The following is a 26,442-nucleotide window of genomic DNA, read 5'->3' on the forward strand; positions in this document are numbered from 1 at the left end:
ACACAACGGGAGGACGTAACAAGTGGGATCCGTGGGATCCGGGGCATCGCGCGCGGCGCGTCGACGCGTCGCAGGCACCGCCGCCGCGCGCCGGAGCGCCGCAGGTACCGCCGCCCTGGCGGTCCTGGCCTGTGGGCTGCCCTTCGCGGGCGCCGCGCCGGCAGCCGCCGCGGACCGGGTGCGGACCGCGTTGGCCGACGACGACGTGCGCTTCCAGGTCGACGACACCAGCTGCTCGTTCCCGTCCGACGTGATCAAGGGAACGCCCTGGTCGCTGCAGCGCGTGGTCCTCGACCAGCTGTGGAAGGACACCAAGGGCAAGGGCGTCAAGGTCGCCGTCATCGACACCGGCGTGGACACCGTCAACGCACAGCTCAAGACGGCCGTCGTCAACGGCAAGGACTACCTGCACGCGGGCGGCAACGGCAAGACGGACAAGGTGGGCCACGGCACCAAGGTGGCGGGCATCATCGCGGCCCGGAAGCTCGACGGCACCGGTTTCATCGGCCTCGCACCGGAAGCGACGATCCTGCCGGTCCGTCAGAACGACGACCAGGGCAGCGGCAATGTCGGCACGATGATGAACGCGATCAGGTGGGCGGCCTCGCAGGGCGCGAAGGTCATCAACATCTCGCAGGACACCGCGTCGAAGATGGACCCGGCGGTCGACGCCGAGTTCCAGTCGGCCATCAGGTTCGCCCAGTCGAAGGACGCGCTGATCGTGGCCGCGGCCGGCAACGACGGGGCGGACGGCAAGGTCAAGGAGACGTACCCGGCGGCGTACCCCGGCGTCCTGGCGGTCGCAGCGTCGGACCGCAACAACGCCCGCGCGCCCTTCTCCCAGTCGGGCCCGTTCGTGGGTGTGGCGGCACCGGGCATCGACATGGTCTCGACGGTCCCGGTGGGCGGCAACTGCGTCGACCAGGGCACGAGTTTCGCGGCGCCCTACGTCTCGGGTGTGGCCGCCCTGATCCGCGCCAAGCACCCGGACTGGGACTACAAGCAGGTCATCACCCAGATCGAGCAGACGGCGGACCGGACCAAGGCGGGTCGTGACGACTTCGTAGGCTGGGGCGTCGTCGACCCGACCGCAGCGGTCAACGACGACACGACGACGCCTTCGGCCGACGGCCCCAAGCCGGACTCGGCCGGCCCCGTGGGCGACGCGGCCGACGTCCAGGCCGCGACACTGGTCCTCGGCGAGACGGAACAGCAACGCACGGAACGCTACGCGCTGTACGTGGTCGCCGCGGGATTCGCCCTGGTGCTGCTGCTGGTGGGCGGCGGCCGGGTACTGGGCGACTGGCGACGCAAGCAGGGTGTGGGTAACAACGTGGAGTCAACGGGGAGCTGAGCATGGCTGAAGAAGTAAGCGTCGATCTCGACGAGCTCGAGAAGACCGTCACCGCACTGAACCGAGTCCTCAGTGATCTCGGCAAGGCGGACACCGACTCGAAGACCAACACCTACCTTCCGGCAGGTGCCCTGGGAACGGGCTTTGGCGAGGCGGAAAAGCTCGCCAACGCTCACAACGAGATCAAGACGTACATCGAGGATGCTGTGAGGTACCTCAATTCCGTCATGGACGAGTTCGGCCAGAAGACGAAATACGCTCACGGGGCGTATCAGGACTCCGACTATGACGCCCAGGCAAGCTTTCCCAACGCGGGAAAGCAGTGATCCATGATCATGGTAAGGGCTGAGGTGCGAATCAACGAGGGGGCACAGGGGCATGGCTGAGAGCGACGGCCACATCGACTACGACTACACCGAGATGAATATGTGCTTCAACGAGAAGCACACAACGCCCTTTGCCAGCGGCAAGGACATGGACGAGATGAAGGCCATGGTGCAGCACGCCAAGCCTGAACTCGTGTCCGGCGTGGCGAAGGGCTGGATGGGGCTGTCGACCCAGCTGACGAGAATCCAGTCGGAGTTCGAGAAGGAAGTGGCCCGCATCCAGGAACACTGGAAGGGCGCGGCTGCCGACAGGTTCGCCTCCAAGGCCAAGCAGGTCAGCAAGAGCATCGGCGACACCGCCAAGTACGCCAGCCACACCTCGACGGCGATGGCGAACGCGGGTCACACGCTGAGCCTCATCAAGCCCGAAGTCATGGCGATGGAGAAGCCGAGCAAGCTTTCCAGCGCGATGAACAGCCTGGGCGACGGCTTCACGCGCAGCGACGACGGCTTGAAGAAGGACCTGGCTGCCGGAAAGGGCGCGCAGGACGCCCTCGACGCGAACGCGGACGACCTTTCGGCAGGCCGGGAGGCGCAGCTGAAGATGGCCGCGAAGATGGAGACGCTGGGGGCTTCTTACAACTCTCAGGCCAAGGCTATGGGGTCGTGGAACAGGCTTCCCCGGCGTGAAGATGAGCATGACTATCCGGGGGATCCCGGCGGAATTGCTCCGACACCCGTGCCAGTGCCGACGGCCCGTTCGCCTCGGAGCCCGCAAAGTGTGTCCTCTGGTACAGCCCGAACGGCGCAGACGAGTGGTATCGGCTCGTCCAAGGCTGTGACTCCGCCTTCAGGAGTTACCGGTGGAGCCCACAAGCCGACTCCACCGACAGGACATGTCGGGACTGCAATTGACGGCATCGCGGGTGGCCGTACAGGGGGCACCACGGTTGGTGGCCCGGGCACGGCCGGTGGTGGAACGGCTAGCGGTGGTGGCATCGGTGGCGGAGGCGGCTTCATCGGTGGTGCCGCGGGCGGCGGGGCCGTTGGAGCCGGTGCCGCTCGGGCCGGCATGGCGGGTCGTGCAGGTGCGGGCGCTGCTGGTATGGCGGGTCGCGCTGGTGCCGGAGGCGTTGGCGGCGTAGGTGCTGGAGGCGCTGGCGGTGCCAAGGGTGCGACCGGACGTGTCGGAGGCACGACTCGTGGTGGTGTGGTCGGCGGCACGCCAAAGTCTGGTTCGGGCGCGGGCAGAGGCACGGCCGGCGGGTCGGGTCTGCACAGCAGCCGCGGTGCCGTAGGCAAGGGCGCCAGTGCTGTCCGCAAGGGCGGCATCGCAGGCGCCCCCGGCTCACGTACTGGGCGACGCAAGGAAGACGAACAGCGCGAGGGCGAGCGTCCCGACTACTTGGTCGAGGATGAAGAGACCTGGACTCCGCAGCGTGACGTGGCGCCTCGGGTCATCGAGGAATAAGCCAGTCGGCGTGCTGTAGCTGGTAGGAAGGCGGGGGGATGCACTCGCGGGATGCATCCCCCGCGTCGGCCTCAGGGAGGAAACACAGATGGGCTTCGGGCGAACACTTCGGGTTTTGGGATCCGGCGTAGCGGTCAGCGGGGTGTTGATTGCATCTGCGCCGACCGCAGCGGCAGATCAAGTTAGAGATGATCAGTGGGCGCTGAAGGCTCTTAACGCCGAGTCCGTGTGGAAAATCTCCCAGGGTAGTGGCGTCGTTGTTGCTGTAATCGATAACGGGGTGAATGCAGATCATATCGACCTAAAAGGAAATGTCCTAGAAGGTAAGGATTTTGTAGATGGGGGGAGCACTGCGCCGAATCCTGGGGAAAACCATGGAACAGCCATGGCTTCGATCATCGCCGCCCATGGGCACGGGGTAGACAATGGAGTGATGGGGCTCGCCCCGAAGGCGAAAATTTTGCCGATTCGGGACTCGGTCAAGGTGAAGCTCTCAGGGACAATTAGGTACGCCGTTGACAATGGCGCCTCCGTTATTAATGTCTCTTCATGCTTTGGTTCTAGTGATCCGCAAGCGCTGAAAGATGTATCAGATGCTGTGGCTTATGCTTTGAGTAAAGACGTTTTGGTCGTCGGCGCGGCTGGCAATGAGGATGATAAAGGTGGAAAGTGTTATCCGGCCGCCTCGCCTGGAGCTCTGGGGGTTGGTGCCGTAAAGAATGACGGCCTCCTCTGGGGTGGATCCAACACTGGTAGTTTCGTCGCGCTGAGCGCGCCTGGCGCCAATATCGTCTCCGCGAACGCGGATGGTGACGGCTATCATGCGGCGAGCGGTACATCAGACGCTGCTGCCTACACGTCAGCGGCGGTTGCCTTGCTCCGTTCCAAGTATCCTGATTTGACGGCAGGGCAGATCGTAAACCGCTTGGTGAAGACGGCGGCTTTGCCGGATTCTGAGAAGGATCTATCCCTCCCGGATAAGGGATATGGGTATGGGATCATCCAGCCGCTTGCAGCCCTCAAAGAGGATATCCCGGCAGGCTCGAAGTACGGCCCGCTCACAGTCCCAGAGTCTTTGAAGGAAAAGTCCGCGACCTCGTCGCCGGGTTCATCGGCTACTGAACAAGAAAAGGCCGACAACAAAGCAATGCTCATCTGGGCTGTCATCGGTGTCCTTGGCCTCGCTGTTGTCGGCCTGATCGTTTTCCTGGTCGTCAGGGCGTCCAAGCGGAACAGGAATAACAGTGGCGGCCCTGGTGGCCCCGCGAGCCACCCCCAGTACGGCCAGCAACCCGCCGCGCCCGCGCCGCACCAGAACCCGTACCAGCAACCTGCCCCCCCACAGCAGAACCCGTACCAGCAGCCCGCGCCGCCCCACAGTCAGTGGCCGCCGCAGCAGTAGCCGAAAATGACTTGAATCGTTGTACGGGTGGGACGCCGTTGGGCGCCCCACCCGTACTGCAAGGGGCCGCCGAGTAATCGCTCGGCCGCCCGGTGGTGCCAGGGGCTCATATGGCAATCGATGCAGACCGTACCCACATGGCGCGAGCGATGGTGGCACATCTGCTGGATTCAGTTGTGCCAAAGCAAAGGGAAGTCAGTGCAATCCAGTCAGCCGCCTCCAGGGCACATCCAGCCCGATTCTCCCCAATACGGTGGACCTTCCCAAGGGATGCCGTATCCTGCTTCGGCAGGGCCCTCGTCGGTATATCCGACGGCTCCTCAGAGTAAATCGCAAGGTGGGGCCCGCAAAGTATTCGGGATCTTGCTGATCTTGTTCAGCATTATTCCGCTCCTCGGTACCACTCTGACTGTCTATAAGACCCTTCAGAGTTCGCAGGAGCGCAACTCGAATGACGCCTTCATCCCCAAAGCCTGGCACAACTTGCAGAGCGACGAGATTTTTCCGGCTCGCCTCACCAGCGAGACAGTCGGCAGTGATGCCAGCGTTTGGGCCCGCCAAGGGATTTCCAAAAACACTTCCTGTGAGGTGGCGTTCACCGCTGATCTCGCGAGGGATGTGACGGCCAACGGATGCAAGGTCGTACTCCGAGCGACGTACACCGACTTGAGCGGCGAAATGGCCGCGACCATCGGACTTGTCGTAGCTGATTCGCCCACGGCCGCGAACGCCGTGTACTCCAAGATCGAGAGAATCCAGAGCGACGCCGTGGGTTCGGATCGAGCGCCGACGGTTCGACCGTTTGCCGTTCCTGGCACACAGGCTGCCGACTGGAGCCAGAAATTGGGCATTGGAGGCGCTTCTGCCCAGGTCTTCATGCCGGATTCGCCTTATGCCGTGACCATCACCACCGGGCCCATCGACCCCGCACGTCCGGTCGGTCAGCTGCCTGAGCCCTGGACTTTCATCGGCTGGGAGGAGCGGCATCCCTACAGGGAAACCGCACAGGCCCTCGCGGCGATCTACGCCGAGGACCTGCGGAGGACGGTGTTGGAGAAGTGAGAAAAAAACCAATCGTGACGGGTGCCTTTTTGGCGGCGACCCTGACCTTGAGCACGGCGACCACCGCATCCGCCGCTCCGTCGCAGGGCTGGGAACTCCCCGCCATGTCCGTGCCGGCCGCCCACGCCCTCAGCCAGGGGGAGGGCGTCACCGTCGCGGTGATTGACACCGGCATCCGCACCGACCATCCAGAGCTGAAAGGCCGTGCCACCGAGGGGCCGGATTTCCTCAAGGCCAATGACAAGTCCCAGCCGTGGTACGGCGAGCACGGGACAGCGATGGCCTCCAGCGTCCTCGACGTCGCTCCCCGAGCGAAGGTCCTCGGCCTGCGGGTGATCCGAGATGAGGATGACCCCGACTACCAGGGCGGCCGCCTGAGCAACCCTGACGCGCTTTCGCAGGCGATCACCTATGCGACGGACCACGGAGCCGATGTCATCTCCATGTCCCTCGGTTCCAGGAAGTTCTTTGACAGTTACCAAGTGGGGGATCTGAAAGCCATCGATTACGCCCTGTCGAAGGGCGTCACCATTCTTGGTGCAGTCGGCAACCTGGGGGACAAGCGGGCGGGGCATGACAACGCCATTTCGTACCCTTCCGCCTACCCGGGCGTGATCACCGTAGCCGCTTCGACCCAGGACGGTTCGCGCGCGACGTTCTCGTCCGTGCACTCCTACATCGACATCGCGGCCCCGGGCGTTGCCATCAACGAAGCGGATTCCCGCTCCAACGGGCGTACGTCCGGTGGGGGGACATCGGCTGCCTGCGCCCTGGCTGCGGGCGTAAGCGCGCTGATCGTCTCGAAGTACCCGGATCTCACGCCGCGCCAGGTGGAAACCGTCCTTGAGCGGACTGCTTCACATGCCACCCGTGGGTACAGCGCGGAGACCGGCTACGGGGTGATCGATGCCGAAGCGGCACTACAGGCTGCGGCGAAACTCACTCCAGAAAAGACGGTGACAATCGGTGAGACGGGGACCGGCCTGCACTTCGGGCCCGGAGATGACGGCACACCCAAGAGGTACTCGCAGGGGGTGGACTTCTTCAAGGTCGGCGTTTCGGCTGTAGGAGCACTAATCACCTTCTTCCTCCTGCTCTGCGGCTTCTGGCTCTTCAAGAGCGGTCGTCGAGTGCAGGCGCAAGGCTCCTGGGGTGTCGAGCCCCACGGTCCTGTCGCCTATGCGCAGTCCGTCCCGCCGACCGCTCTGCCGCAGCAGAGCCCTTACCAGCAGCCCGCTCCGCCACAGCACAATCCATACCAGCAGCCCGCTCCACCGCCTGGCCAATGGCCGCCTCGGCAGTAGGGGGCGTCAGCGGCCGATCGACGACTTATGGCTTGGCGGGCAGAAGTCCGTCAAGCCGCCTGGGTCTCACAGTCCGATGACGGCTGGTCCACGCAAAGAAAGATCCGGTATGTTCGGCCTGCTTGATTGGCATGTCCTTGCCTAGGCGCCGAGCCCTCGGTTCGGCCGGAATGGGCACCTCATGGTTCACGTGCGCAACGCAACCTGCGGTCCTGTGAGCGAACCGGGCATGTCCACCACTGACACAACGGGGATGGGACAAGGGATGAGTACTCCCTTCGACGGGGCATCACAGAGCGGAACTCCTCGGACGCGGCTGAACTCCGTGCCCGCGGACGGCGGCGGCGGAGGCGGTGGCGGCGGTGGCACCAACGTCGACACCCAGCGCCTCGACGAAGCCGCCAACGCCCTCGTCGAGCTGCGCGGTGACACCGAGAACGTCGACAAGGGCGCCGACGACGACTGCCTCAGCGCCTCCCGGGGCCTGAACAAGCACACCGCAGGCGGGATGGCCGAGGGCGGCTCCTGGGCGACTGCCGGCTCCCTGGTGACCATGGACGTCCGCTGGGGCTCCCAGGTCCTGAACCTCAAGCGACTGCTCCAGGACATCAGCGACAAGCTCCACACCACCAGCGGGCACTACACCCGCACCGAGCAGGAGGAACGGGCCCGGCAGAACCGGTTCAGCACGCCCTTCGGGTGAGTTGAGGCCCGGGGGCTGCGTTGTCGTAGAGACGCGGCACCCGGAGCGCCACCGAGTCGTACCGGAACCCCGTCACAAGGAGCAGTCGCACATGGTGTCCATTCCCTACCTCGACAAGGCCGACCTCGCCCCGCTGGCCGACGCCGCCGCGTCCTGGGCTGCCCTGCCGGCCAAGTACGAGGCGCTGCAAAGGGAGTTCGAGCAGCGCGTCGTCAACCACCTCAAGGGCCACTGGGACGGGGACGCGGCCGACGCCGCCTTCGTCACCATGGGCAAGGCCCGTACGGAGTACGAGAACGCCGCCACCGAGGCGGAGCGCATCGGCAAGCTGTTGCAGGACGCGCACGGTGAATTCGCCGCCTCCCAGAAGCAGTTGCACGCTCTGCTCGACGAGGCGCGCGACGACCACTACAAGGTCTACGACGACGGCCGCGTCGAGGACGTCGACCCGCGGCAGGACAGCCCGACCGCGTCCGCCTCGCCGGGCCTCGCCGAGGAGCGCAAGAAGAAGCTGGACTCGCTCGTCTCCCGGCTGACGCGGGTCCTGGAAGTGGCCACCGCCGCCGACGAGGCGGCCAGTTCGGCCCTGGAGCGCGACGCCAACGGCGGGGACAGCGAGTCCTTCAACACCAGCGTCTACACCACCCTCGATGCCGTGGAGGCCGATCAGGCCGCCGCGCTGATGAACAAGAAGGACCGGCTCTCCGACGCCGAGATCACCAAGCTCAACCTGCTTCTGTCCGCCAACAAGAACGACCCCGAGTTCTCAAGGGACTTCGCCGTCAAGACCGGCGGCGAGAACATGCTCAGCAAGTACAACGAGCTCATGAGCCCGCCGGCCGGCACCACGCTCTCCAAGGCGCAGCTGGCCCAACTCAAGGAGCTCAAGGCGAACCTGGGCACGACCATCGGTACGGCCACGACGTCGGACGACCACCGCAAGGGCGGTCCCGACCCGGAGATCACCAAGTTCCAGAACGACCTCCTCAAGGCGGGCCAGCGCGACTTCAACGCCAACCCCACCGAGTCCCCGTACGGCCTCAGCGGCTACCAGCTCACCAGCAGCCTGATGAGCGAGGGCAAGTGGGACAAGGACTTCCTCCAGGACTACGGTGACGCACTGATCACCGCGGAGAAGAACGGCGCGAACGGGGGGCAGAACCCAGATGCCTACTGGGGCTACCCGCGGACGCTGGGCACGACCAACATCGGGGCGCTCGACCCGATGACCGGCTTCATGGACGCCCTGGGGCACAACCCCGACGCATCCACCGAGTTCCTCACCTCGGAGGCCACGATCGACGGTGAGAAGGTGGACCACCTCGACTACCTGCTCAAGGACCGGCACTGGCCGGAGGGACCCGGATACACGGGCGACCCTGCCAACCCGAGCGGCTACAACAACCTCGGTCACGCGATGGAGTCCGCCACCTCGGGTCGCGCCTTCGACGACGACGGTGCTCCCGTCAAGCACACTCCTGAGCGTGCGGCTCTGATGAAGGAAGTGGTCGACACCATCGGCGGTGACCCGAGTCTGGCCACTGACTCCCACCGGGACGCGCTCCGCGACAGCCTGGGCAACATGACGGCGGAGTACATGGCGGACGTACAGGCTTCCATCGCCAACGAACAGGGAACCATCAAGCCCTTCGGGGCGGATGCTCACCTGGACCCGGGCACGCTGGAGCCGTTCATTTCGACGGTCGGGCGGGATCCCGATGCCTATGTAGCGATCACCGAGGCGTCACAGGCGAACACGGCTATCTGGATGCAGGAGGTGGCCAAGGGCAACCCGTCGGACCTGAACGCTGCCATGGAGAACGTCACCTATCCCGGAGGCGTCGTGGCGGGGATCCTCAGCGACTCTCGTGACCAGGCGATCTTCGAAGAGCACTCTGCTTCCGACAAGGACTTCAACGACGCCGTGGCCACTGGTGACAAATGGGCTGGACGTGGCCTCGGCATGGCGGTAGGTGCGGCGACGGGCACCGCCGCACCGATTGTGGGAACCATCGCCGGGTGGGCCGTCGAGGACATCCAGGCAATGGTGGTGGAACAGGTTCAAAAGGACACCACGGACGAGGCGAAGCAGGAAGCGGCGACCAAGTATGCCCAAGGGTGGACCGCGGTCGGAAAGTCCAGTGCCGAATCGGTGAGGGAAGCCGTCGAGAACTCCGGTCGGCAGATGTCGGACGAGAACCTCAATGTGCTGGCCGGCTCCGTGGAGCAGGCCGCGAAGTCGGGGCACACGGCGGGCGCCACTTGGAACTCCTCAGTGAATGGACGGTGATCGCTGTGTTGTCACGCGCTGCCCGGAGAACTGGTTACTTGATCACGTCCGCGGTCGCGTTGGTGGCTGCGGCAGGTTGCACCAGTTCGGGCGAACAGACCCATGACGTGAACAAACCAGTGTGCGGGGGCAAGCTTCGCGGAGACGCGTTCCAGACGCTCGCCGGTGACGGTGGTGTCGTCCAGGACGACGTCAGAAAGTTCTCGCCCACGGAGTGGACCGCTGCCGGGTCATGCGATCTGTACGGAAAGGAACACGCCGTACATATCGACTACCTCTTTCACTCGGACACCCTCGGAAAGCTCGATCGCTACAAGTCCCCGGGCCCCGGCACCGTCAAGACCTTCACGGTCGGTGCGACCACCGGATACCTGGAGAGGACCAAGGTGCGGGTCGCCAAGGGATACATCCATCAGAACCGGGCGTGGTTGGCTGTGCCTTGTGCCATGCCGGGAGACAAGACTCGTGATCACGCGATGCTCGAGATCGAGGTGAAGGAGCCGCCCCCGGCGCGGACCCTCGACGACGAGCTGACCAAGGCCTTCGCCTCCGCCCTGACTCTCGCCACGAACTATCTCGATGGCCAGGTCTTCAAGTGTGCGGCCACTCCCTCAGCAGCAGCGTCAGGGGCGGCCTCCCCGAGCGCCTCGGGCGGATGAACAGCACCGGGCTCCAGGTACGCTGCTCAGCTTCGTGAAGGACCCGGCTGCTCACGCCCGCCGGGTCCTCTCCGCCGCGTACTCAGATGACCGGCGTCACCCGCCGCCCAGCTGCCGCAGTGCCTCCGCCGGAATCGTCAGGCTGAGGCGATGCCCCGGATTGAGGCGCACCGGGACCCCCGCGGCCGCGAGTCGGTGGCCCGGGGTGTGGTGCCACTGGTGCCAGGAGTCGGGCGTGTGGCTGGGGTGGGTGAAGGCGGGGACGTATCGGCTGCCGTCGTCCTCGGCGACCGTGTACAGGCCCTGCTGTCCCTCCTGGGCGAAGAGCATGAGCGTGGCGTCGCGAAACGCGGCGAGCAGTTCGGCCTCGCCCGCGTAGCCGGTCACGGCCTTCTGCATGGCGGCGTCCAGGGGGGTCGGGGGAGCGGGGAACTCCAGTGCCACGGGGGACGGCCGGTAGTTCGGGTTGTGGCTGAAGGTGACCAGCCGGCCCTCCTCGTCGACGGACCAGCCGCCGACGATCCCGTACGGCGGGACAGCGCCGTCGGCGTCGAAGTACGGGTCGATCGCGTAGACGTAGCCGCCGCGTTGGCGGGCCGCCTGGGCGCGGAGGGCCTCGGAGACCGGTGGGACGGGGGGAGGTGTCGTCACGGGGTCGCGTTCCATTGCTGTTCGAAGCGGATCTGCTCGTCGATGGTGGCCAGGGCTTCCCGGGGCGCCTCGTGGAAGGTCTGGATGCGGTCCGCGCCGCTGAGGCGCTGGTGAGGAGTCAGGCGGTAGACGAGGAAGCCGCCCATGCCGCGGCACATCCCGGAGGGCCAGGTGTCACGGCGGGCACCGTTGACGCCGAGAAGCCAGCCCGCGGGCTCGATCTGCTCACGGACGCGCACGAGGGCCTCGAAGCTGTCCGTGCCCCGGCCGGTCACCCGGCCCCACGGACCGTCCGCGGTCACGGTGTAGTCGTGGTCCTCTCCGTCCCAGCGCAGCACTGCGGGGGCTTGCCGGTCTCCGTGGTGGGCGAGCACATCGAAACGGTGGGGAACCAGGCCACTCATCGGGTCCATCCAGGGGGCAGGGAAGTGGTGGGCGGGGGCTTGGGCGTCGGGGGTCCAGAGCCCGGGGCTCATCCGCAGAGGGTGAGGTCCCGACGGGTCGAGGACGATGTCCACCCCGGGCGGCAACTGCGCCAGCAGGTCCGATCCCGTCGTGGAGAACCAGTCGCACTCGGTCGTGAAGCGCGCCAGTTGCTTCAACGGCGTTCAGACGCCCACCGCTTGGCCTTCCGGCGTTTCGGCGACGTACACGCCGGGGAGGTCCGGGCGGGCGCAGTACACCGTGGCGCCCAACCAGGCGTCCAGCAACTCCCGCGGTGAGGCCGGCTGTTGCGCGACGGCTTCACCACCGCGGGCAGGTCGCGCGAGGGGGCGCTGCCGGAAGTACCGTTGATCATTTGGGTGATTCAATCATGCGGTCCAGCGGCCCAGGGCCTGAGCACTCCCATCGTGTGCACGCTGCTGACTTTTGGTCGACGTGAGGGTGAGCGTCTCGTGCCCTCCTGCAAGCTCGTTGCGCGACGCCGGTCGGCAGCGACCTGACGTTCTCCTCGGGCCCGCTCACGGGGAAGGAACGAGCGGCCCCGGCGCACTTCGCCGACAAGTCGGCGCAATGACGCTCGCCCGCACTGAGTTGACTCCGTCCTTCCATCGTGCGCAGCCCGTGACTCTTTGGTCGCAGCGGGGTTGCGGAAGTGCACGTCAAGATCTCGATCGACGGGGAGCACGGAGCGACGTATGTCTGGGAACTTCTTCTTGGATGCAGGGGAACTGGGGCAACTGGCGGGGGCGTTCGACGCTCGGGCCCGTGACCTGGCAAGTGCGGTCAAAGTATTCGAGGGCAGAGCGGGTGCTGAGCAGATCCACGACGGCTTCGGGTTCCTCACGGAGTCGGAAGAGGTCACGTCGGCTTACATCGACCTGGCCGCGGGGATGGTCGAGGCGTTGGGGAGTCTGGCTCGGCAATTCGAGGCGGTGAGTCAGGCCGTACAGGACAACGCGAAGAACTCGGAAGTGGCGGACGACGCTCTCGCCGGACTCTTCATGGGTGGGAAGAGTTGAGCGAGGAGAGCGTCGCCGAGAAGGTGTACGAAGCCGGGATCGAGGTCGTGAATCCCGGTGGCCGTCCCGATGTGCTGCGTTCGGCAGCCAAGGCGTGGCGGACGGTGGGGGAGGAACTTGAGGAGGCGTACGGAGGGCTCGACCGAAGAGTGCGGAGCGTCCTCGGTGAGCACTGGCGAGGGAAATCGGCCGATGCCTTCCAGGAGTACTGGCGGAATGTCGGGAAGGCGGTCGAGGAGACCATGCCGCTTTTCGAGCAGGCCTCGAGAGGGCTCGAGAAGGCGGCGGACGACATCGAGGAGATCAATGACGAGATTCATCAGATCTACCTTGAGATCGGTATCTCGATCGGTGCGTCCGTACTGCTCTCCTTCGTCACTGTCGGGTTCTCGGCGGCGGCCGGTGCGGCGAACGCGGTGCGCTTGGGAGCGCAGGCCGCGGAGGCGGCTACGAGGTTGGGGCGGTTGTTGGGGGCTGCCGCACGTGTATTCCAAACCATCCGGACGTCCGTGAGGGACAAGAAGGCTCTGGGGCTTGCGGTCGAACTGGGTGCCCAGTGGGCCGCCGGGACTGGCACAGGCATCGCGACGAACCTGGCCACGGGCGAGAAGCCCGAGTACATGAGCAACTTGTACAACGGTGGGCTCGGCGCCCTTGGCGGCACGTTCGCGGCAGGCCATCTGGCGTCCAGGCTCGGCGGAGGAGTCGTCGCGACGGCCATGGACGGCACGGTGTTGGGAGCGTTCTCGTCGGTTGCCGGTGACACCGTCAACAACCTTCGCAACGGTGATCGGTTCGACGCCTCACAGATGACTCTTGGCGCCGTAGCGGGAGGGCTCACGGGTGGGGCCGGAAGCACCGCGGTTCACCGGGCGACGGACGGACGGTCCTTGTCCCGGGCTCGCGGTCTCACGGGCGATCTGGCCACCAACGTCCCCGTCGGCTTCGGTCTTGGTGTGGGAGGCAACCTTTCCAAGTCCAGCGATGCTGCGGTCAACGGCGACCCCAACGCGGAGGAGGAGAAGGACAGGCCTGGCGCGGCCGCTGACGCGAAGAAGCGTGCGAGTGGAGACGCCAAGGCCCTGAGGGAGCGTCCTGATCAGCGGAGATATGGAGCGTTCGGGTGAGCGGCGCGTGGACCATGAGCAAGAACGTGACCGACACCCGCCACTTTCCGCGGTGTGGACGGTTCGTCACCTTGGCCGCCCCCTCGGCCCTCGTCGTGCTGACCATCGTGTGGCTCTTTCTGGGAGCCACACCGGTGCGCGCTGTCGTCCTGTGGTGCTCGCTGGCATCACTTGCCGCCTGTCTCGTGGTCTGGGGAGCGGCGACGTTGCGAAACGGCGACCAGTCCCGACGCGATACGTACCGGTGGGTCGTGCGAGCCGCATCGGCCACCCCCGGGAGTGGCGAGGGCACGGTGCCGTTGCGCTTGCGAGGGGGAGGCCGACAGTCGGCACGCCTCGTAAGCCTGTTGGTCGTGGTGCCTACGCTGATGGCGCTGTGGGTGGCCCTGGCCGCTGCCGACGCTCGCGGCACAGGGACGAGCGCGGCACTGGCCGATGCGGGCGCGGTGATCGAACGGCTCCCCATCGTCAAGATCGAGAACGAAGACGCGGGCTGGAGCCCTCGTTCCTCCGCACAGGCCGACTACACCGTTCTGCTTCCCTCGCCGACCCGGCAAGAAGGCGTGCCCGCCACCTTCGAGGCCGCCACGCACCGTCGTCAGGGCATCAGCGGCAAGCTGTACGTGGCGTATGTACCGGAGCAGCCTGAACTCGGTGCTATCGGTGATGATCGGCTCGCGGAGGTGAAGCGCCAACTCGCCGGGCGAGCTGTGGAGTCCGGCACGGCGCGGGACTTGGGGGGTCTATGGGCCTTGGTGACCCTTGCCCTGGTCGTCGGTGCGTGGCGATCTGAGATCACCCACCGCCCGGCCCGCACCGTGACCCCCGATTGGCACGCCCTGCGGGTGACCGTCGGCGGTACGAGACAGCACACCGAAGTGCCCCCGCCCGGAAGCCCCGAAGGCGCCGATGAGAAGAAGCGTCGGGAGAACACGCGCAGGGTGCAGTGCCTTGTGCTGGAGGGGCGTGGGCAGGAGATTCCCTTTCACTCCCAGATGGGGATCGAGCCGGCGGGAGAAGTGCTTTCCGGTACGCGGGGCTGGCTGCTCTGGCACCCCTCGCAGCGGCGAGGCCGGGATGTTCTCGCCGAGTTGGTGAGCGATGACGGGTGGCAGTTGCCGGGCGCCGTCCCGATTCGCGTGGCTGAGGAGGTCGTAGCGGAGGGTCTTGCCGAAGCTGCGCGCCCTGACTTCGAACGGCGGGTTCGGACACTGGATCTCGGGGCCGGATGGCTCGTGACCGCGTCCCTGTCGGGAGTTGCGGGGTTCGCGGTGGCGTTCGGATGCCTGGTGACCCTGCTGCGCGTCCCTGACGGTGGGGCTTGGCGGTGGTGGGTCGCCCTGGCGGGTGTGTTGGCTCCAGGCGTCGGCTTCCTGGTGCGGGCAGTGGCGCGTAACGGTGACGGTGCGGTCCCTTCGCCGCAGTGAGCAGGTGAGCAGGTGACCGATGGAACGTGCCGCAGGTACTCCACGAGGGCAGGCAGAGACCCCGGGGCGCTGTTCGGAGTCGCGGGGGAGTACACCTAGGCCGAACGCGCCGCCACCTTCCAGCTCGGCCTCCCGCGAACACCGCAGGCAGTGGTGGTGAACGTGTCCACCGAAGTCTTCGAGGCCGAGGAGGAGTTTCCGGCGCCGGCCACGCTGATGGCAGCCGGGATCTCCTTCACGGCTCCGGCACCGGCCCGCGAACCGGCGACTGCCGTCACCGAGGCCTGCGGCCCCATCGGCCGGTCGAAACCCACCTCAGCCCTCCCAGAGCACATCCCACCGCAGCCGTACCCCGCACAGCCCCGCGCCGTCCCCGATGACCAGCAGCCCCTCCGGGGTCAGCGTCAGGGCGTCGCAGCCGCGGAGCCAGGGCAGCACCCGCACCCCGCCGGAAAGCACATGCCACAGATGCAGCTCGCCGTCGGTCCAGGCCACGGCGAGCACCGGGCCGGCGGAGGTGTCCGCCGCGGCCAGCGCGGTGGTCCGGTGCGGCCGCTGCTGTACCGGCACCGGCATCGGCTCGGCCGAGATCTCCCACAGCCGTACCGAACCGTCCGCCCCGGCGCTGAAGGTGAGCGTCAGTCCGTCGGCGGTGTCGACGCAGACCGCGGCCGTGACCGGCTGCTCGTGCACCCGGTGGGAGCGCGGTACGTCCTGGTACTCGCCCAGTGACCACACGTGCACCGAGCCGCCCCGGTCGCCGACGACCGCGTACGGTCGCCCTGCACCGCCACCGCCGCCGAGCGCCGTGACCAGCGCGTCCTCCTCGGTGAGCGCGGCCGCGCCATGGTGCTCGGCGATCCGTCCGAGCGCGAACGCCGTGGTCGGCTCGTCCTCGGTCACGAGCGGCAGCAGCGCGTCGGACCCGTCGAGCAGCAGCGCAGAGCGCGCGTCGCGAGGAGCGAGAGAGCGCGGTCGTACGGCGAGGGGGTGCACCGACGGGGAGGGGGCCGGCTCGTCGGAGAGGCGGGGCGAGGCGGTGAGAGGTGCTCCCGTCCTGCTCTGCACGTCGTACGTCCGCAGCCGCCCGGTCGCGTCCGAGGCCATCAACTGGCGCTCCTCGCCCGGGATCAGGGCGAGCGCGGTCACGGGCGGGGCGGGCCGGGCCCACTCCGCGGACCACCAGTGCTGTGCGGCGAGCGGCCGCAGGTACTCGGCGAGGTCCGGGTCCGTGCCGATCGCGGCGGCGTGCAGGAGGGCTGCCCGTTCGGCGCTGTCGGCGTGATACGCCGTCAACTCCTGTGCGGCCCGCCTCCACACCTCGCGCAACCGGCCCGGCACCGGGATGCGCTCGTCGGCGAGGGTGGCCGTGAGCGCGGCGGCCGAACCGTGCACCAGGAACCCGGGATCGGTCAACAGGCCCCGGACGGCCGCCTCTTGGCCGTCGGCGCGCAGTGCCGCGTCGAGGATGCGGCGGCGCACCGGGGCGGGCGCCCGGGACCAGTCGGGGCGGTCGTCTGCGGTACGCGGGACCTCGGCGGCGAGATCGGCGTACGACGCCCGTCCGGTGCCCCGGCCGTCGCCCTCACCCAGGTCCACGACGGCGGCACCGCTGTGCGCGGCCAGCAACGCCGACGTCCCGATCTCGACGGCAGCGCGCAGGTGGGGAAGGGCCAGGAGTGGCTCCAGCAGTTCGGCGACCAGGGTCTCCGGCGTGGCGGACGGCAGGTCCACGGGGCCCGCTCCCGCCCGGTGCAGGTCGGGGACGAGGAGCAGCAACGGCCGTTCGTCGGCGCCGACTCGGTCGAGCAGACGGTCGGGGGAGAGGGCGCCGTAGCCCAGCTGGCGGCCCAGCTCCCAGGCGAAGGTCTCCGTCGTCAGGCCCTCGGACGGCACGGTGGCATGGATCGTGAGCCCCGGCCGGCCGACGGTCCCGGCCAGGAGCCAGGCGAGCAGAGCGCTCTTGCCGCTGCCCTCGGCGCCCCGCACCAGACACAGCCGGGGCCCCTCGCCGTCGGCCGCCCAGTCGAGCAACCGCTGCCCCGGGGACCGCTTGTCCTCGTCCAGCGGCGGCCAGGCGGTGATGTCCGGCGGGACGGTGGTCGTGACGGTCGTACCGGCGGTCATGATGTGCTGATTCCCCTCTACTGCGGCTGCTGGGCCGCTGCCTCACGCAGTTGCCGGATGCCCTCGGCGCGGGACTCGGCCGTCTCGCCGTAGGGGAAGTTGTGCGTCAGCTGCGCCTCGGGAAAGACCTGCCCGAGCCACAGCGAGCAGTAGTGGCCCGGCATGAAGCAGGCCTCCAACTCGGTGTGGATCCGCAGCACTTGCTCGGGCTCGACTCCCGCCGCCCGCAACCGGGCCCACAGCCGCTCCTCAGGGTGGACGCCGATGTCCCCGGCCTGCGTGAGGATCTGCTTCTCGCCCTGTCCGTCGACGATCTCGAAGGCGGTGAACCACTCCGCGCTCGCGGTGTCCCGGATGTCGTCGAGGACGAGGGGCCACCAGTGCTCGCGCCCCTCGAACGCCCGCAGATCGATGCTCCGCAACCGCTCCTCCAACTCCGCGTACGCGGCGGAGGCCGCCCGCGGTTCGTCGGTGCCGAGGATCGTGGCGAGGGCCTGGTCGAGGGCGAGGAGCGACTGAGCGAAGGCCTCCGCGGTCGCGTTCACGAACCGAGCGTCCTCGCTCCAGTCGAGGAGTACCGCGCGTACGACGCCCTCCCGGTCGGCACAGATCTCGAACCCGCCGTCCGAGCCGAACCGTGTCCACTCCCGGCACTCGTCGAGTACGACCGTGCGGTCGACGGACCGGGCGAACTCGTGCAGCGGTACTGGGTCGGACCCGGCCGTCGTGAAGTACGGGCCCACGGTCAGAGGAACGGTGATGTCGCCGATGCGCCGAATATCGCTGTCATTCATCGGCATTACCTCGCCTCGGGTTCGGCGACATACTCCAGGATGTCGTGCCAACGGGAATTGCTGACTTCTAGCGCGGCCGGGTCGATCTCCCGCATTCGCTCGGCGAGCCGGGCCGCCGCGCCTTCCGGGTCGATATTCTCGAGTTCCGACTCGAAGTCGTAATTCGGGCGCTCCTCCTCCAGGAGGAAGAGGAAGTGGGCGAACGAGGGCAGATCCTTGTTCAGCGGGTAGGGCTCGGATTCGTCGCCCGGCAGGCAGTGCACGACGCCAGTGACCGCGTCCAGTGCGATGTCGTCATAGGGCACCATGCCCAGCAGAAGCCAGTTCTCGGCCCCTTCGGGCAGGTCCGTCCACCGCTCACGCAGGTCGTCGTAGGCCTCGCCGAGCGTCTTGGCCTGCTCGGGGGAGCCGTCCACGAGGTCGAAACAGGGATGTGGGCGGGCCGGTATGCCGACCTTGCGAAGAAAGTCCGCAGGGGCTGTCATGGGTGATTCCGCCTAGTCGATCGACTCGTACACGTTCGAAAGCACAGCATCCCACGGGGGCAGGCTGGGGGCGTCCTCGTCATCCCAGTCGAACTCCTCCGACCAGGCGGGCTCCACGCCCTCGAAAGGCAGCGGGTCGGCCTCGATCATTCGCTCCCGCAGGGAAATCGCCACGTCCTCGGAATCGTCGACGTCCTCGGACACCGAGTAGTCGTACTTCGGGCGCTCGAGCTGGAGCAGATAGGTGAAATAGGCGAAGGCGTCGAGGCTGCGGTTCAGCGGGAGGGCCTGGTGGTACTCGCCGTCGGGCAGGCAATACACCGTTCCCGACTCGGGATCCAGCAGGACCACGTCGTAGAAGATCTCACCGATGATGAGCCAGTTCTCCCAGCCCTCCGGCATGCCCTCGTACGCGGAGAAGTGGTCCAGGTCCGCGCAGCGGCGGAACCCGGCCGGGGTGTCCTCACCCTCGAACAGCGCGCCGTCCAGGAGGAAGTAGGAACTGCGGTCGTGCGGAAGCCCGACCTCGGTCAGGACTCTGCGGGCCGAGGCGTGCAGTTGGGCCGGGAGTTTCTCCTCCTGCCACGTCTCGATCTCCTCGGCGGGAAAGACCGACTCCATCATCGCGTGGTCGACGAGCGGGGGCATGTGCTGTTGCTACCTCTTCTTGGGATTCATGCCGTTCAGGTACTTCTCCATCGCGTCGTTGCCCTTCTGCTTCGAATCCGGTGTGTCGCCGTATTCGACGGTATGGGAGACGCGTACGTCCTTGGGGAGGTACTCCGACATCCAGGCGCTGCAGTTCTGAGCGCCCTTTCCGGTCGTGCACGGTTCTCGTTCGGTGTAGAGCTCGGTCAGCCCGTCCTTCGTCCCGGCGTTGAGGAACGGTATGCCCACCTGGCGCTCCGAATGCGAGGCGGGCCATTTGCTGCGGCCGACGATGATGAACTCGTCGTCGGCGCCCTGCTTTCCGTACCTGCCCGCTGCGTAGTTCCGGCTGGAGAACTTCCCCTTCGACGTCCTTCCGTAGTCACCGTTGGCCTGCCGGGCCGTCTTCGTGGCCTGCGAGAGGTCGGTGCTACCGAAGGCTACCTGTTGCGAGGATTTGCTCTCCCGCTTGCCCTTGGCGGGCAGCGGGTACTTGCCCGCCTTCCGCTCGGGGACGCTGTCGCCCGTGAGGTTCAGCGAGGTCAGACGCGTGCGGTCGTCGTCGGTGAGGTCGTGGTGCCCCGCCGAGGTGATACGGGTGACCTTGCCCTTGTCGTCCAGGTGGTAGACGGGGATGTCACGGGCCGGTGCCTTGGTGAGGCCCTGAAGCTCGGTCGCGATGCCGTCGTCGTTGTCCTTGTGCCGCTTGGCCATCTGCTTCAGGCCGCCGGTCATGCTCTCGTCGAGGTGGTCGGCGGAGCGCTTGATGCCCTTCCCGATGCCCTCCATGACCTCGTCCACCATGGGGTCGAGGAGGTTGGTGAGCGGGTCCTTGCCGCGGGCGCGGCCGTGCGAGGACCTGGCGCGGGTCAGCTTGGCGCCGGCGCCGTCGCGGATCTTGCCGCCCGCGCTCTTGAGGCCGTTCCCCGCCCGGTCGTAGGACTCCAGGTCCATGCTGAACTGACCGCCGCCACCGCCACCGCCCGAGCCGGACCCACCGGACCCGCCGTCGGCACCGGCCAGCTGCATCGATCCGCCCGCGCCCCCGCCCGCGCTCGCCAGCTGCATCCCGCCCGACTTGAGGCTGTCGACGCCCTCGCCCAGCCCCTTCTCGCCGGCCTTCGCCGTCTGGCCGAGGTCGACACCGTTCTGGGTGCCGAGGGCATTGCCGCCGATCTGCACCACCAGGTCGCCCGCCATCGCGCCGATGGCCTGGAAGACCGGGCCCATCGCGACCTCCATGATCCGCCCGGCGATCTCCTCGCACACCTCCTCGAAGATGCGCTTCACGGCGATCCGGGTGACCTGCGTACCGGCGACCCCGCCCAGCGTGGACAGGCCGAAGGTGAGCGGGGCGGCGGCGATGGCGGCCGCGATCTCCGCTGCCAGGATGCCTAGTTGGGCGATCGCGGCGATCTTCGCGCCCTCGATCAGCACGGCGACCGCGTCCAGCGCGGTCGCCGCCACCCGGCCCGCCTCGGCGAGGTTGGTCAGATGCTTGCCCTTGACGAGGTCCCAGTGCCGCTCGAGCGCCTGGATCGCGAGGCCTTCGTTGCCGCCGACGAGATCGGTGATCGCCTGGTGCGCGTCCGCCGCGCCGTCGTCGATGTCGTCTGCGAATTCCCGCATGGCCTGGGCCATGTCGCGGTAGTCGTCCTCGTCGACGTTGGGCCAGCTGATGCCTATCAGGTCCAGGGCCGCATCCAGCTCGCTCGGCAGGACTACACCCACAAGGACCCCCGTTCGAAAGTTACTGCATGCAACGTAACTTTGATCGAATCCTGTGAACAAGTTGATCCACAGTCACTTGACCTGATCTGAGGCCCAGTTGGCGCAGACCTTTCCGAACGGAACCTGACGGCACGGAAATCCGTCGCGCTCCCCGTCGAGGGGCGGCTAGCCTCCGCCTGGACGTGGGCCGCGAGGGGAGCCGGGCATGGAGACGGGACGCATACGGACCGACCGACTGGGCGTACTGCTGGACCAGTTCGACTGCGTCCGGGAGCGGGCGCAGATCCGGCTCGAAGGGCTCGGTGACGAGGAGTACCTGTGGGAACCGGTGCCCGGCTGCTGGTCGATCCGGCGCCGGAACGAGGCGGTGACGCCCAGGGCGTACGGCCCGGGCGCGTGGGTGATCGACAAGGGCGCCCCGGACATCCCCTCCGGTGAGTACGCCGAGGTCGCCCGGCAGGCCGCCGACGGCATGAGCGTGGCCAAGATCGCCGAGGACTGGAGCGTGAGCGTCGAACGGGTCGAGGAGGTCCTTGCCCACACCGGCCCGGTGCGGCCCGACGTCTCCCCGGTCACGACCATCGCGTGGCGGCTCGGCCATCTCCACTCCTGCTTCGCCGGTGAATGGGAGTGGACCTTCGGCGAACGCCGCACCGATCCACACCAGTTGGTCGACTTCACCCCCTCCGCGGCCCTGGCCCAGGAACGCTTCTGGTCCCTGCTCGACCGCTGGCGCGAAGCCGTCGGCCAGGTCACCGAGGAGCAGCTCGACACGATCGGCTTCTCCCAGTACCCGTACAGCTCCGCTCCCGACGAGCCGTACATCTCCACGCTGTGGGGCTCCAACCTCGAACTCATCCACCACATGGCGGAGATCGCCCTGCTGCGGGACCTGTGGCAGGCCCGCCGCGCCGGGGGCTGATCCGGGACGGCCGTAGTCCTTCGGGGGCGTGACGTGAATGTTCCGTGGACAAGTCGTCCCGGGCCCCGCCGAAGCCGCTCGCCCTGCGGCATCGCCGACCCGTTTTTGAGAGCCTGTCGACCGTCATCGTCAACCGGACCGACAGTTGGGCGGCCTTGAACCAAAGCAGCCAGGACCGGGCCCCGCAGGCGCAGCAACCAGGGCCCTACAGTCACGCTCCCGAGCCCGCTCCCGCGCCCTCGCTCGCCCCCGAGCACGCGCCCGCCCCCGCCGACACGGTGATCCACATCCCCGACAAGAGACTGCGCAGCTACGACAAGGTCGCCCCAGGCGAGCCGACCACCACCGTCCGGCAGACCGCCCCCGGCCCGGACGGCGCACCGCTGGCCTACGTCCACGTGCCTCAGGACGCCCCCGAAGGGGGCCGCCAGGCGCGCCCGGCGTTCACCCTGACCGGCCCCGACGGCCAACCGCTCGGCTCGGTACGGTCCGTCGGTGGCGGTGTCTACGAGGTGTACGGCGGTGACGGCGCCCCGCTCGGCCGTATCACCCGCCGGGCCGGCCGGGCCCTGCCGTGGCCGCGCCGCGTGCGCTGGAGCGTGCAGCCCGCCCGGGGCGAGGCGCTGACCGGCGAGGTCGGCACGCGCACGGCGTGGGCGGTGTTCGTGCTGATCTCCCCGCTGTACTTCCTGTGCTGGGCCGTCATGGCCGCCCAGGGCTCGCTCTGGCTGCTGCTCGGCGAGAAGGGCGAGGCGAAGAAGGAAGCCGCCTGGGAGATGGAGCCGCCGACCTGGACGCGGTGGCGAGCGGCCGATCAGCCCGGCCTGGCCGATCAGCCCGGCCTGGCCGATCAGCCCGGCCCGGCCGTCGAGTACCGGACAGGCCGCAAGTACCGTGTCGACGCGCTCCGGCTGGATCACCGGCTGGCCTGTGCGCAGGCCGTGCTGCACGTATGGGACCGCGCCTAGCGTGCGCATGCCATGAATTGGCGACAGCGAACATCGCGAGGTAGGCCGGAAGTTGCTGCTCCGATAGTCTGACCGGCGATCACCGATGACGCTACGGGGAGGCAACGGGGATGGCTGACTTCCAGATCGATGTAGATCGTATGAAGACCCTGATCAGCAGGCTGGACCAGGTGGGCGACCGCATGCGTGGCGCCCAGGAGCGGCTCAACAAGGTCGGTCCCAAGGGTCTGGGCACGGACGGTCTCGACAACGCCTGCGACGGCTTCCAGGACGACTGGGGCGACGGCATCAAGCGGATCGCCGACGGCGCCAAGCAGCTGCACGAGGGGCTCCAGAAGACCCTCGAGGCGTACCGGACGACCGACGAGGATTTGCAGAAGGGCTTCAGCCAGAAGTAGCCCGCACCACCGCTGAGACACCTCGCACACGCACACAACGGGGAGAAGACGATGGGGATGTTCGACGATCCCAACTGGCCCGGACTGACGTTCAATCCGGCCAAGGGCGACCTGCACACGATCGAGTCGCTCGCGTACGACGTCAGGACGGTCGGCGACGAGCTCGACGAGATGCGCGAGATGCTCGTGGGCATCGGGAAGACGGACGGCATCTGGGACGGCGAGGCCGCCAAGAAGTTCCAGGACAAGGTCGGCGAGCTGCCCAAGTACCTTCAGCAGGGTCACGAGTCGATGGCCGCCTGCTCCAAGGCGCTCAAGGGCTGGCACGACGAGCTGGAGACCATGCAGCGCCAGGCCAGGAACCTGGAGGACCGCGCGGTCGAGGCCCGCAAGCGGCTGGACCAGAAGAACGCCGACGTCGACCGGGTCAACGTCAAGATCGAGGGCGCCCAGTTCCAGCAGATCACCGAACAGCAGGCCAAGGCCCTGTCCGAGGAGGCCGATTCGGCCACCCGCGCTGCCCAGGACGCCGCGACCGACCTCAAGCTCCTCATCCAGGACGCCGAGGCGCTGCGCAAGTACTGGGAGGAGCAGGCATCGAAGGCCGAGCACGCCATTCGCGAGGCCGCGAACAACCGGCCGCCGGACATCAGCGTCTGGGACAAGATCACGGACGGGCTGAAGGGCGCCTGGGACGGCTTCACGGACTTCCTCGCCGACCACGCGGACCTGTTCTCCAAGATCGGATCCGTGCTGTCCATCCTCTCCCTGGCCACCATGGCCATCCCGCCCGTGGGCGCCATCCTCGGAGGCCTCGCCATCGGCGCCAGCGCCCTCGCGCTCGCCGGTTACGGCGCCAGGACGGCCCGCGGCGAGAAGGTCGGCGTGATGGACTGGGTCGGCGCCGGACTCGGTGTGCTGCCGGGCATCGGAGCGGTCAAGGGCATCACCGCGGGAGCGAAGGCGGCCAGGGCCGCGGCGACGGGCGAACGGCTCGCCGGTGTCTTCTCCCACGCCGACGAGATGGCGACGTCGGTCAACATGGCCCGAGGCATGGCCGACGGTCTCATGTACAAGGGCCTGGCGCGGGCCGGCAAGGCGATGGGCCTCGGCGACGAGGCGGTGGACGTCGGCAGCGGGCTGATGCGCGGCACGATGGGCGGCATCAAGGGCGTGGGCCTGGCGTTCGGCCTCATCTCGGGCGGCGGCGCCGACACCAAGGCGGCCGCCGCGCCGCCCAGCAACGCGTTCATGTCTGCGGCGGGAGCGGCGTAACCGATGAGCACCATGTTTCCCGGGGGCGGCCCGGCCGGCACCGCGGTCATCGCCACGCCTCGCCTGACGTTCCGGGTGCCCCCCGCCTTCTTCGAACTCCCCGTGTACGAGACCGAGGAGCAGGTCGGCCAGGCGCTGATCGAGCTGGCCCAGGACATCTACCCGCAGGGCACGCCCGAGCTCTGGTTCCAGTACGCGGCGACCCAACTGCCGTTGGTCGCCCAGATGATGGAGGCCGGAGTCGACTACGCCGGCTTCTGTCTCCTGGACCTCGACGGGCGGCGCAGCACGGCGACGGTGACGGGTGCCCTGCTGGAGTCGGTGCCGGACGGCCGGAAGATGACGGCCTCGAGCGTCGCCGCGGAACTCGCGGGCCTCGGTGGTGAAGCGGCCCAGGTCGAGACGGTGTGGCTCACGGCCGGCGAGGCGGCGGTCCGGTTCACCGCGGACGTCACGACCCTCCCGGCCGAGCTCACCGACTCCGGCCGCTCGGAGGAGGTGCAGGTCGGGAAGATCGCCGTCTTCCTGCCGCTCCGCCGGGAGGCGGAGATGGTGCTGTTCGAACTCAGCACTCCGTGCATGCAGGACTGGGACCTGTACTCCGACCTGTTCTTCAACATCGTGAACACCATCGAGGTGCACAGCGACAGCGCGGCCGAGGCGCAGGTGCCCGAGCAGCCGGCGGCCGTTGCTCCCAGCGGGCCTGCGGACGCGACGAACGGCGTCCACGTGCCCCTCCAGGCCCAGTCCGTGCGAGACGTGTTCGGATGAACGGCGCCGAAGGCACCGTCCCGGCACCGGACCTCGACCTGGTGCAGGTCAGGGCCGCGCGGCTGGCGACGGTGCCGGGCCTGCCCGAAGCGGCGCGCGCGATCGGTGCCGACACAGGCATCGACTACCTGTCGGACCCGCAGGTCGCGGCGATGCTCCTGCGCCACCGCCGCCTGCTCGGCGGGATGAACTCCCGCGGGGCGTGGGGCGGCCTGCTGTTCGTACCCGGGGCGGTGGGAGCCTGGTTCCTGACCGACACCCTGGGCGGGACGGCGTACGACACGACGGTCGCCGTGGTGCTGTGCACCCCGGTGGCGCTCCTGCTCGCGCTCAGCCTGTACCTGCTGACGCGGGCCTTCTGGTTCCGCCACGTGTGGCTGCGCGACGGAACCCGCGACCAGGTCAACGGGTACCTTCAGGTCTTGTCGGCGGCGGGGCTTCCGCATCACGCACTGCCTGCCTGGCTGAAGCCGGTCACCGGAGAGAGATGGCGATGACGACTGTTTTTGGTGTGCACGCGCAGGCCCCCCAGGCCAACACGGCCCTGGACCTCCAGAGTGTCATCAAGGTGCGGGGCGCGGACCCCGTCTACGTGGCCAGAGGATCATCGGGCGACGGCACAGCGAGCGGCCTCGCCACGGACTTCACCCTCTACGAGGACCAGGCGGGCCACAAGCCGCTGTGCACCGTGGCCCCCCAGGGCGCCGACGGCCGGCTCACCGTGACGGCGCCCGACGGATCCGTGCTCGCCGTGCTGCACCAGCCGAACGGCCGCCGGTACGAACTGGAACTCCCCGACGGCACCCACCTGATCGGCCGGGTAGGCACCGTCCCTGGCTGGTTCGTGTACGTCCTGCTCTCCCCGCTCACGCTGCTCTACACCGCCGCGAGCCTCATCGGCGGATACGGCGTCGACTGGCACCTGCCCTCGCGCACGGTCTGGCGCTCCGGCAGCGGCCCCGCCCCCCTGACGTTCTCCGGGATCACCGACAAGTACGAGCTCCGCCCCTCGGCGCTGGACCCCCGTGTCGCCTACGCACAGGCGGTCCTGCACTTCTGGTCGACCTGACCGGAACTCCGGCAC

The 26,442-nt window shown here is 67.8% G+C and carries 26 protein-coding genes; 19 read left to right on the forward strand and 7 right to left on the reverse strand.

Going from position 1 to position 26,442, the window contains the following annotated elements; all coding sequences use genetic code 11:
* Positions 1 to 22: 22 nt before the first annotated feature.
* The 9 genes from mycP (H295_RS0128940) to H295_RS0128985 all read left to right on the forward strand — a co-directional run bounded on the left by mycP (H295_RS0128940) (position 23) and on the right by H295_RS0128985 (position 10,571).
* Entirely contained in the window at positions 23 to 1,354 is a 1,332-nt protein-coding gene (mycP, locus tag H295_RS0128940) for a type VII secretion-associated serine protease mycosin (protein ID WP_020138847.1), read from the forward strand.
* A 2-nt stretch (positions 1,355 to 1,356) separates the two neighbouring features.
* Positions 1,357 to 1,680, forward strand: a complete 324-nt coding sequence (locus H295_RS0128945; RefSeq protein ID WP_020138848.1) for a hypothetical protein — start codon at positions 1,357 to 1,359, stop codon at positions 1,678 to 1,680.
* Positions 1,681 to 1,732: 52 nt separating this feature from the next.
* Positions 1,733 to 3,151, forward strand: a complete 1,419-nt coding sequence (locus H295_RS45735) for a WXG100 family type VII secretion target (protein ID WP_078616771.1) — start codon at positions 1,733 to 1,735, stop codon at positions 3,149 to 3,151.
* Between the two features lie 88 nt (positions 3,152 to 3,239).
* Positions 3,240 to 4,553 carry a type VII secretion-associated serine protease mycosin gene (gene mycP / locus H295_RS45740; RefSeq protein ID WP_199788628.1) on the forward strand — a complete coding sequence of 438 codons (1,314 nt, stop codon included), beginning with the start codon at positions 3,240 to 3,242 and terminating at the stop codon, positions 4,551 to 4,553.
* 363 nt (positions 4,554 to 4,916) lie between these two features.
* On the forward strand, positions 4,917 to 5,615 hold the full coding sequence (locus H295_RS0128965) for a hypothetical protein (protein WP_020138852.1): 699 nt from the start codon (positions 4,917 to 4,919) through the stop codon (positions 5,613 to 5,615).
* A gap of 14 nt (positions 5,616 to 5,629) precedes the next feature.
* Positions 5,630 to 6,919, forward strand: coding sequence for a S8 family serine peptidase (locus H295_RS43630; protein ID WP_020138853.1), 1,290 nt, complete (start codon positions 5,630 to 5,632; stop codon positions 6,917 to 6,919).
* A 265-nt stretch (positions 6,920 to 7,184) separates the two neighbouring features.
* Positions 7,185 to 7,622 carry a hypothetical protein gene (locus tag H295_RS0128975; protein ID WP_199788629.1) on the forward strand — a complete coding sequence of 146 codons (438 nt, stop codon included), beginning with the start codon at positions 7,185 to 7,187 and terminating at the stop codon, positions 7,620 to 7,622.
* Positions 7,623 to 7,713: 91 nt separating this feature from the next.
* Positions 7,714 to 9,912, forward strand: coding sequence for a DUF6571 family protein (locus H295_RS0128980; RefSeq protein WP_020138855.1), 2,199 nt, complete (start codon positions 7,714 to 7,716; stop codon positions 9,910 to 9,912).
* 38 nt (positions 9,913 to 9,950) lie between these two features.
* Positions 9,951 to 10,571 (forward strand): hypothetical protein, encoded by a 621-nt coding sequence (locus tag H295_RS0128985; protein WP_158691069.1) that lies wholly within the window; start codon positions 9,951 to 9,953, stop codon positions 10,569 to 10,571.
* 96 nt (positions 10,572 to 10,667) lie between these two features.
* On the opposite strand, the gene H295_RS44795 is transcribed toward H295_RS0128985, so the two are convergent.
* Complete coding sequence (locus tag H295_RS44795; protein WP_158691070.1) at positions 10,668 to 11,222, reverse strand: type VII secretion system-associated protein; 555 nt, start codon at positions 11,220 to 11,222, stop codon at positions 10,668 to 10,670.
* Complete coding sequence (locus tag H295_RS44800) at positions 11,219 to 11,824, reverse strand: hypothetical protein (RefSeq protein ID WP_020138858.1); 606 nt, start codon at positions 11,822 to 11,824, stop codon at positions 11,219 to 11,221. Before H295_RS44800 ends, H295_RS44795 begins: the two co-directional genes overlap by 4 nt.
* 537 nt (positions 11,825 to 12,361) lie before the next feature.
* Here H295_RS44800 and H295_RS0129000 point away from each other — a divergent pair.
* Genes H295_RS0129000 through H295_RS0129010 form a run of 3 tightly spaced genes read left to right on the forward strand, consistent with a single transcriptional unit; the run spans position 12,362 to position 15,239 of the window.
* Positions 12,362 to 12,685: a hypothetical protein gene (locus tag H295_RS0129000; protein ID WP_020138859.1), complete on the forward strand. Its 324-nt coding sequence runs from the start codon at positions 12,362 to 12,364 to the stop codon at positions 12,683 to 12,685.
* Positions 12,682 to 13,812, forward strand: a complete 1,131-nt coding sequence (locus tag H295_RS0129005) for a WXG100 family type VII secretion target (protein ID WP_020138860.1) — start codon at positions 12,682 to 12,684, stop codon at positions 13,810 to 13,812. The genes H295_RS0129000 and H295_RS0129005 overlap by 4 nt, the downstream gene beginning before the upstream one ends.
* A gap of 14 nt (positions 13,813 to 13,826) precedes the next feature.
* Entirely contained in the window at positions 13,827 to 15,239 is a 1,413-nt protein-coding gene (locus H295_RS0129010) for a hypothetical protein (RefSeq protein WP_234021700.1), read from the forward strand.
* A gap of 315 nt (positions 15,240 to 15,554) precedes the next feature.
* On the opposite strand, the gene H295_RS0129020 is transcribed toward H295_RS0129010, so the two are convergent.
* Genes H295_RS0129020 through H295_RS45020 form a run of 5 tightly spaced genes read right to left on the reverse strand, consistent with a single transcriptional unit; the run spans position 15,555 to position 21,024 of the window.
* Positions 15,555 to 17,366, reverse strand: coding sequence for a WD40 repeat domain-containing protein (locus H295_RS0129020; RefSeq protein WP_020138863.1), 1,812 nt, complete (start codon positions 17,364 to 17,366; stop codon positions 15,555 to 15,557).
* Between the two features lie 17 nt (positions 17,367 to 17,383).
* On the reverse strand, positions 17,384 to 18,160 hold the full coding sequence (locus tag H295_RS0129025; protein WP_158691071.1) for a nucleic acid/nucleotide deaminase domain-containing protein: 777 nt from the start codon (positions 18,158 to 18,160) through the stop codon (positions 17,384 to 17,386).
* A gap of 5 nt (positions 18,161 to 18,165) precedes the next feature.
* A complete protein-coding gene (locus H295_RS0129030) occupies positions 18,166 to 18,645 on the reverse strand; it encodes an SUKH-4 family immunity protein (protein WP_020138864.1) in 480 nt (159 codons plus the stop codon).
* 12 nt (positions 18,646 to 18,657) lie between these two features.
* Entirely contained in the window at positions 18,658 to 19,293 is a 636-nt protein-coding gene (locus tag H295_RS0129035) for an SUKH-4 family immunity protein (protein WP_020138865.1), read from the reverse strand.
* Positions 19,294 to 19,302: 9 nt separating this feature from the next.
* Complete coding sequence (locus H295_RS45020; RefSeq protein WP_063741198.1) at positions 19,303 to 21,024, reverse strand: nucleic acid/nucleotide deaminase domain-containing protein; 1,722 nt, start codon at positions 21,022 to 21,024, stop codon at positions 19,303 to 19,305.
* A gap of 205 nt (positions 21,025 to 21,229) precedes the next feature.
* Here H295_RS45020 and H295_RS0129045 point away from each other — a divergent pair, with 205 nt between their 5' ends.
* From H295_RS0129045 to H295_RS0129075, 7 genes are all read left to right on the forward strand, one after another.
* A complete protein-coding gene (locus tag H295_RS0129045; RefSeq protein ID WP_020138866.1) occupies positions 21,230 to 21,946 on the forward strand; it encodes a DinB family protein in 717 nt (238 codons plus the stop codon).
* 155 nt (positions 21,947 to 22,101) lie between these two features.
* A complete protein-coding gene (locus H295_RS0129050; protein ID WP_028809844.1) occupies positions 22,102 to 22,914 on the forward strand; it encodes a hypothetical protein in 813 nt (270 codons plus the stop codon).
* A 110-nt stretch (positions 22,915 to 23,024) separates the two neighbouring features.
* A complete protein-coding gene (locus H295_RS0129055) occupies positions 23,025 to 23,312 on the forward strand; it encodes a hypothetical protein (RefSeq protein ID WP_028809845.1) in 288 nt (95 codons plus the stop codon).
* 51 nt (positions 23,313 to 23,363) lie between these two features.
* A complete protein-coding gene (locus H295_RS0129060) occupies positions 23,364 to 24,587 on the forward strand; it encodes a putative T7SS-secreted protein (protein ID WP_020138869.1) in 1,224 nt (407 codons plus the stop codon).
* Positions 24,588 to 24,590: 3 nt separating this feature from the next.
* Positions 24,591 to 25,358 carry a hypothetical protein gene (locus H295_RS0129065; RefSeq protein WP_020138870.1) on the forward strand — a complete coding sequence of 256 codons (768 nt, stop codon included), beginning with the start codon at positions 24,591 to 24,593 and terminating at the stop codon, positions 25,356 to 25,358.
* Positions 25,355 to 25,855: a hypothetical protein gene (locus H295_RS0129070; RefSeq protein ID WP_020138871.1), complete on the forward strand. Its 501-nt coding sequence runs from the start codon at positions 25,355 to 25,357 to the stop codon at positions 25,853 to 25,855. Before H295_RS0129065 ends, H295_RS0129070 begins: the two co-directional genes overlap by 4 nt.
* Positions 25,852 to 26,427: a hypothetical protein gene (locus H295_RS0129075; RefSeq protein ID WP_234021701.1), complete on the forward strand. Its 576-nt coding sequence runs from the start codon at positions 25,852 to 25,854 to the stop codon at positions 26,425 to 26,427. Before H295_RS0129070 ends, H295_RS0129075 begins: the two co-directional genes overlap by 4 nt.
* Positions 26,428 to 26,442 lie beyond the last annotated feature (15 nt).

Source organism: Streptomyces sp. 351MFTsu5.1 (assembly GCF_000383655.1).
GTDB lineage: Bacteria > Actinomycetota > Actinomycetes > Streptomycetales > Streptomycetaceae > Streptomyces > Streptomyces griseorubiginosus.

What these genes read in the sequence shown, in the direction of transcription:
- H295_RS0129045 (WP_020138866.1), top strand. Translation starts at nt 21,230, where the DNA reads ATGGAGACGGGACGCATACGGACCGACCGACTGGGCGTACTGCTGGAC.
- H295_RS0129035 (WP_020138865.1), bottom strand. Translation starts at nt 19,293, where the DNA reads ATGCCCCCGCTCGTCGACCACGCGATGATGGAGTCGGTCTTTCCCGCC.
- H295_RS0129020 (WP_020138863.1), bottom strand. Translation starts at nt 17,366, where the DNA reads ATGACCGCCGGTACGACCGTCACGACCACCGTCCCGCCGGACATCACC.
- H295_RS0129060 (WP_020138869.1), top strand. Translation starts at nt 23,364, where the DNA reads ATGGGGATGTTCGACGATCCCAACTGGCCCGGACTGACGTTCAATCCG.
- H295_RS0129065 (WP_020138870.1), top strand. Translation starts at nt 24,591, where the DNA reads ATGAGCACCATGTTTCCCGGGGGCGGCCCGGCCGGCACCGCGGTCATC.
- H295_RS0128980 (WP_020138855.1), top strand. Translation starts at nt 7,714, where the DNA reads ATGGTGTCCATTCCCTACCTCGACAAGGCCGACCTCGCCCCGCTGGCC.
- H295_RS0129055 (WP_028809845.1), top strand. Translation starts at nt 23,025, where the DNA reads ATGGCTGACTTCCAGATCGATGTAGATCGTATGAAGACCCTGATCAGC.
- H295_RS0129030 (WP_020138864.1), bottom strand. Translation starts at nt 18,645, where the DNA reads ATGACAGCCCCTGCGGACTTTCTTCGCAAGGTCGGCATACCGGCCCGC.
- H295_RS0129025 (WP_158691071.1), bottom strand. Translation starts at nt 18,160, where the DNA reads ATGAATGACAGCGATATTCGGCGCATCGGCGACATCACCGTTCCTCTG.
- H295_RS0129000 (WP_020138859.1), top strand. Translation starts at nt 12,362, where the DNA reads ATGTCTGGGAACTTCTTCTTGGATGCAGGGGAACTGGGGCAACTGGCG.
- H295_RS0129070 (WP_020138871.1), top strand. Translation starts at nt 25,355, where the DNA reads ATGAACGGCGCCGAAGGCACCGTCCCGGCACCGGACCTCGACCTGGTG.
- H295_RS0128945 (WP_020138848.1), top strand. Translation starts at nt 1,357, where the DNA reads ATGGCTGAAGAAGTAAGCGTCGATCTCGACGAGCTCGAGAAGACCGTC.
- H295_RS45735 (WP_078616771.1), top strand. Translation starts at nt 1,733, where the DNA reads ATGGCTGAGAGCGACGGCCACATCGACTACGACTACACCGAGATGAAT.
- H295_RS0129010 (WP_234021700.1), top strand. Translation starts at nt 13,827, where the DNA reads ATGAGCAAGAACGTGACCGACACCCGCCACTTTCCGCGGTGTGGACGG.
- H295_RS0129075 (WP_234021701.1), top strand. Translation starts at nt 25,852, where the DNA reads ATGACGACTGTTTTTGGTGTGCACGCGCAGGCCCCCCAGGCCAACACG.
- H295_RS0128975 (WP_199788629.1), top strand. Translation starts at nt 7,185, where the DNA reads ATGAGTACTCCCTTCGACGGGGCATCACAGAGCGGAACTCCTCGGACG.
- mycP (WP_199788628.1), top strand. Translation starts at nt 3,240, where the DNA reads ATGGGCTTCGGGCGAACACTTCGGGTTTTGGGATCCGGCGTAGCGGTC.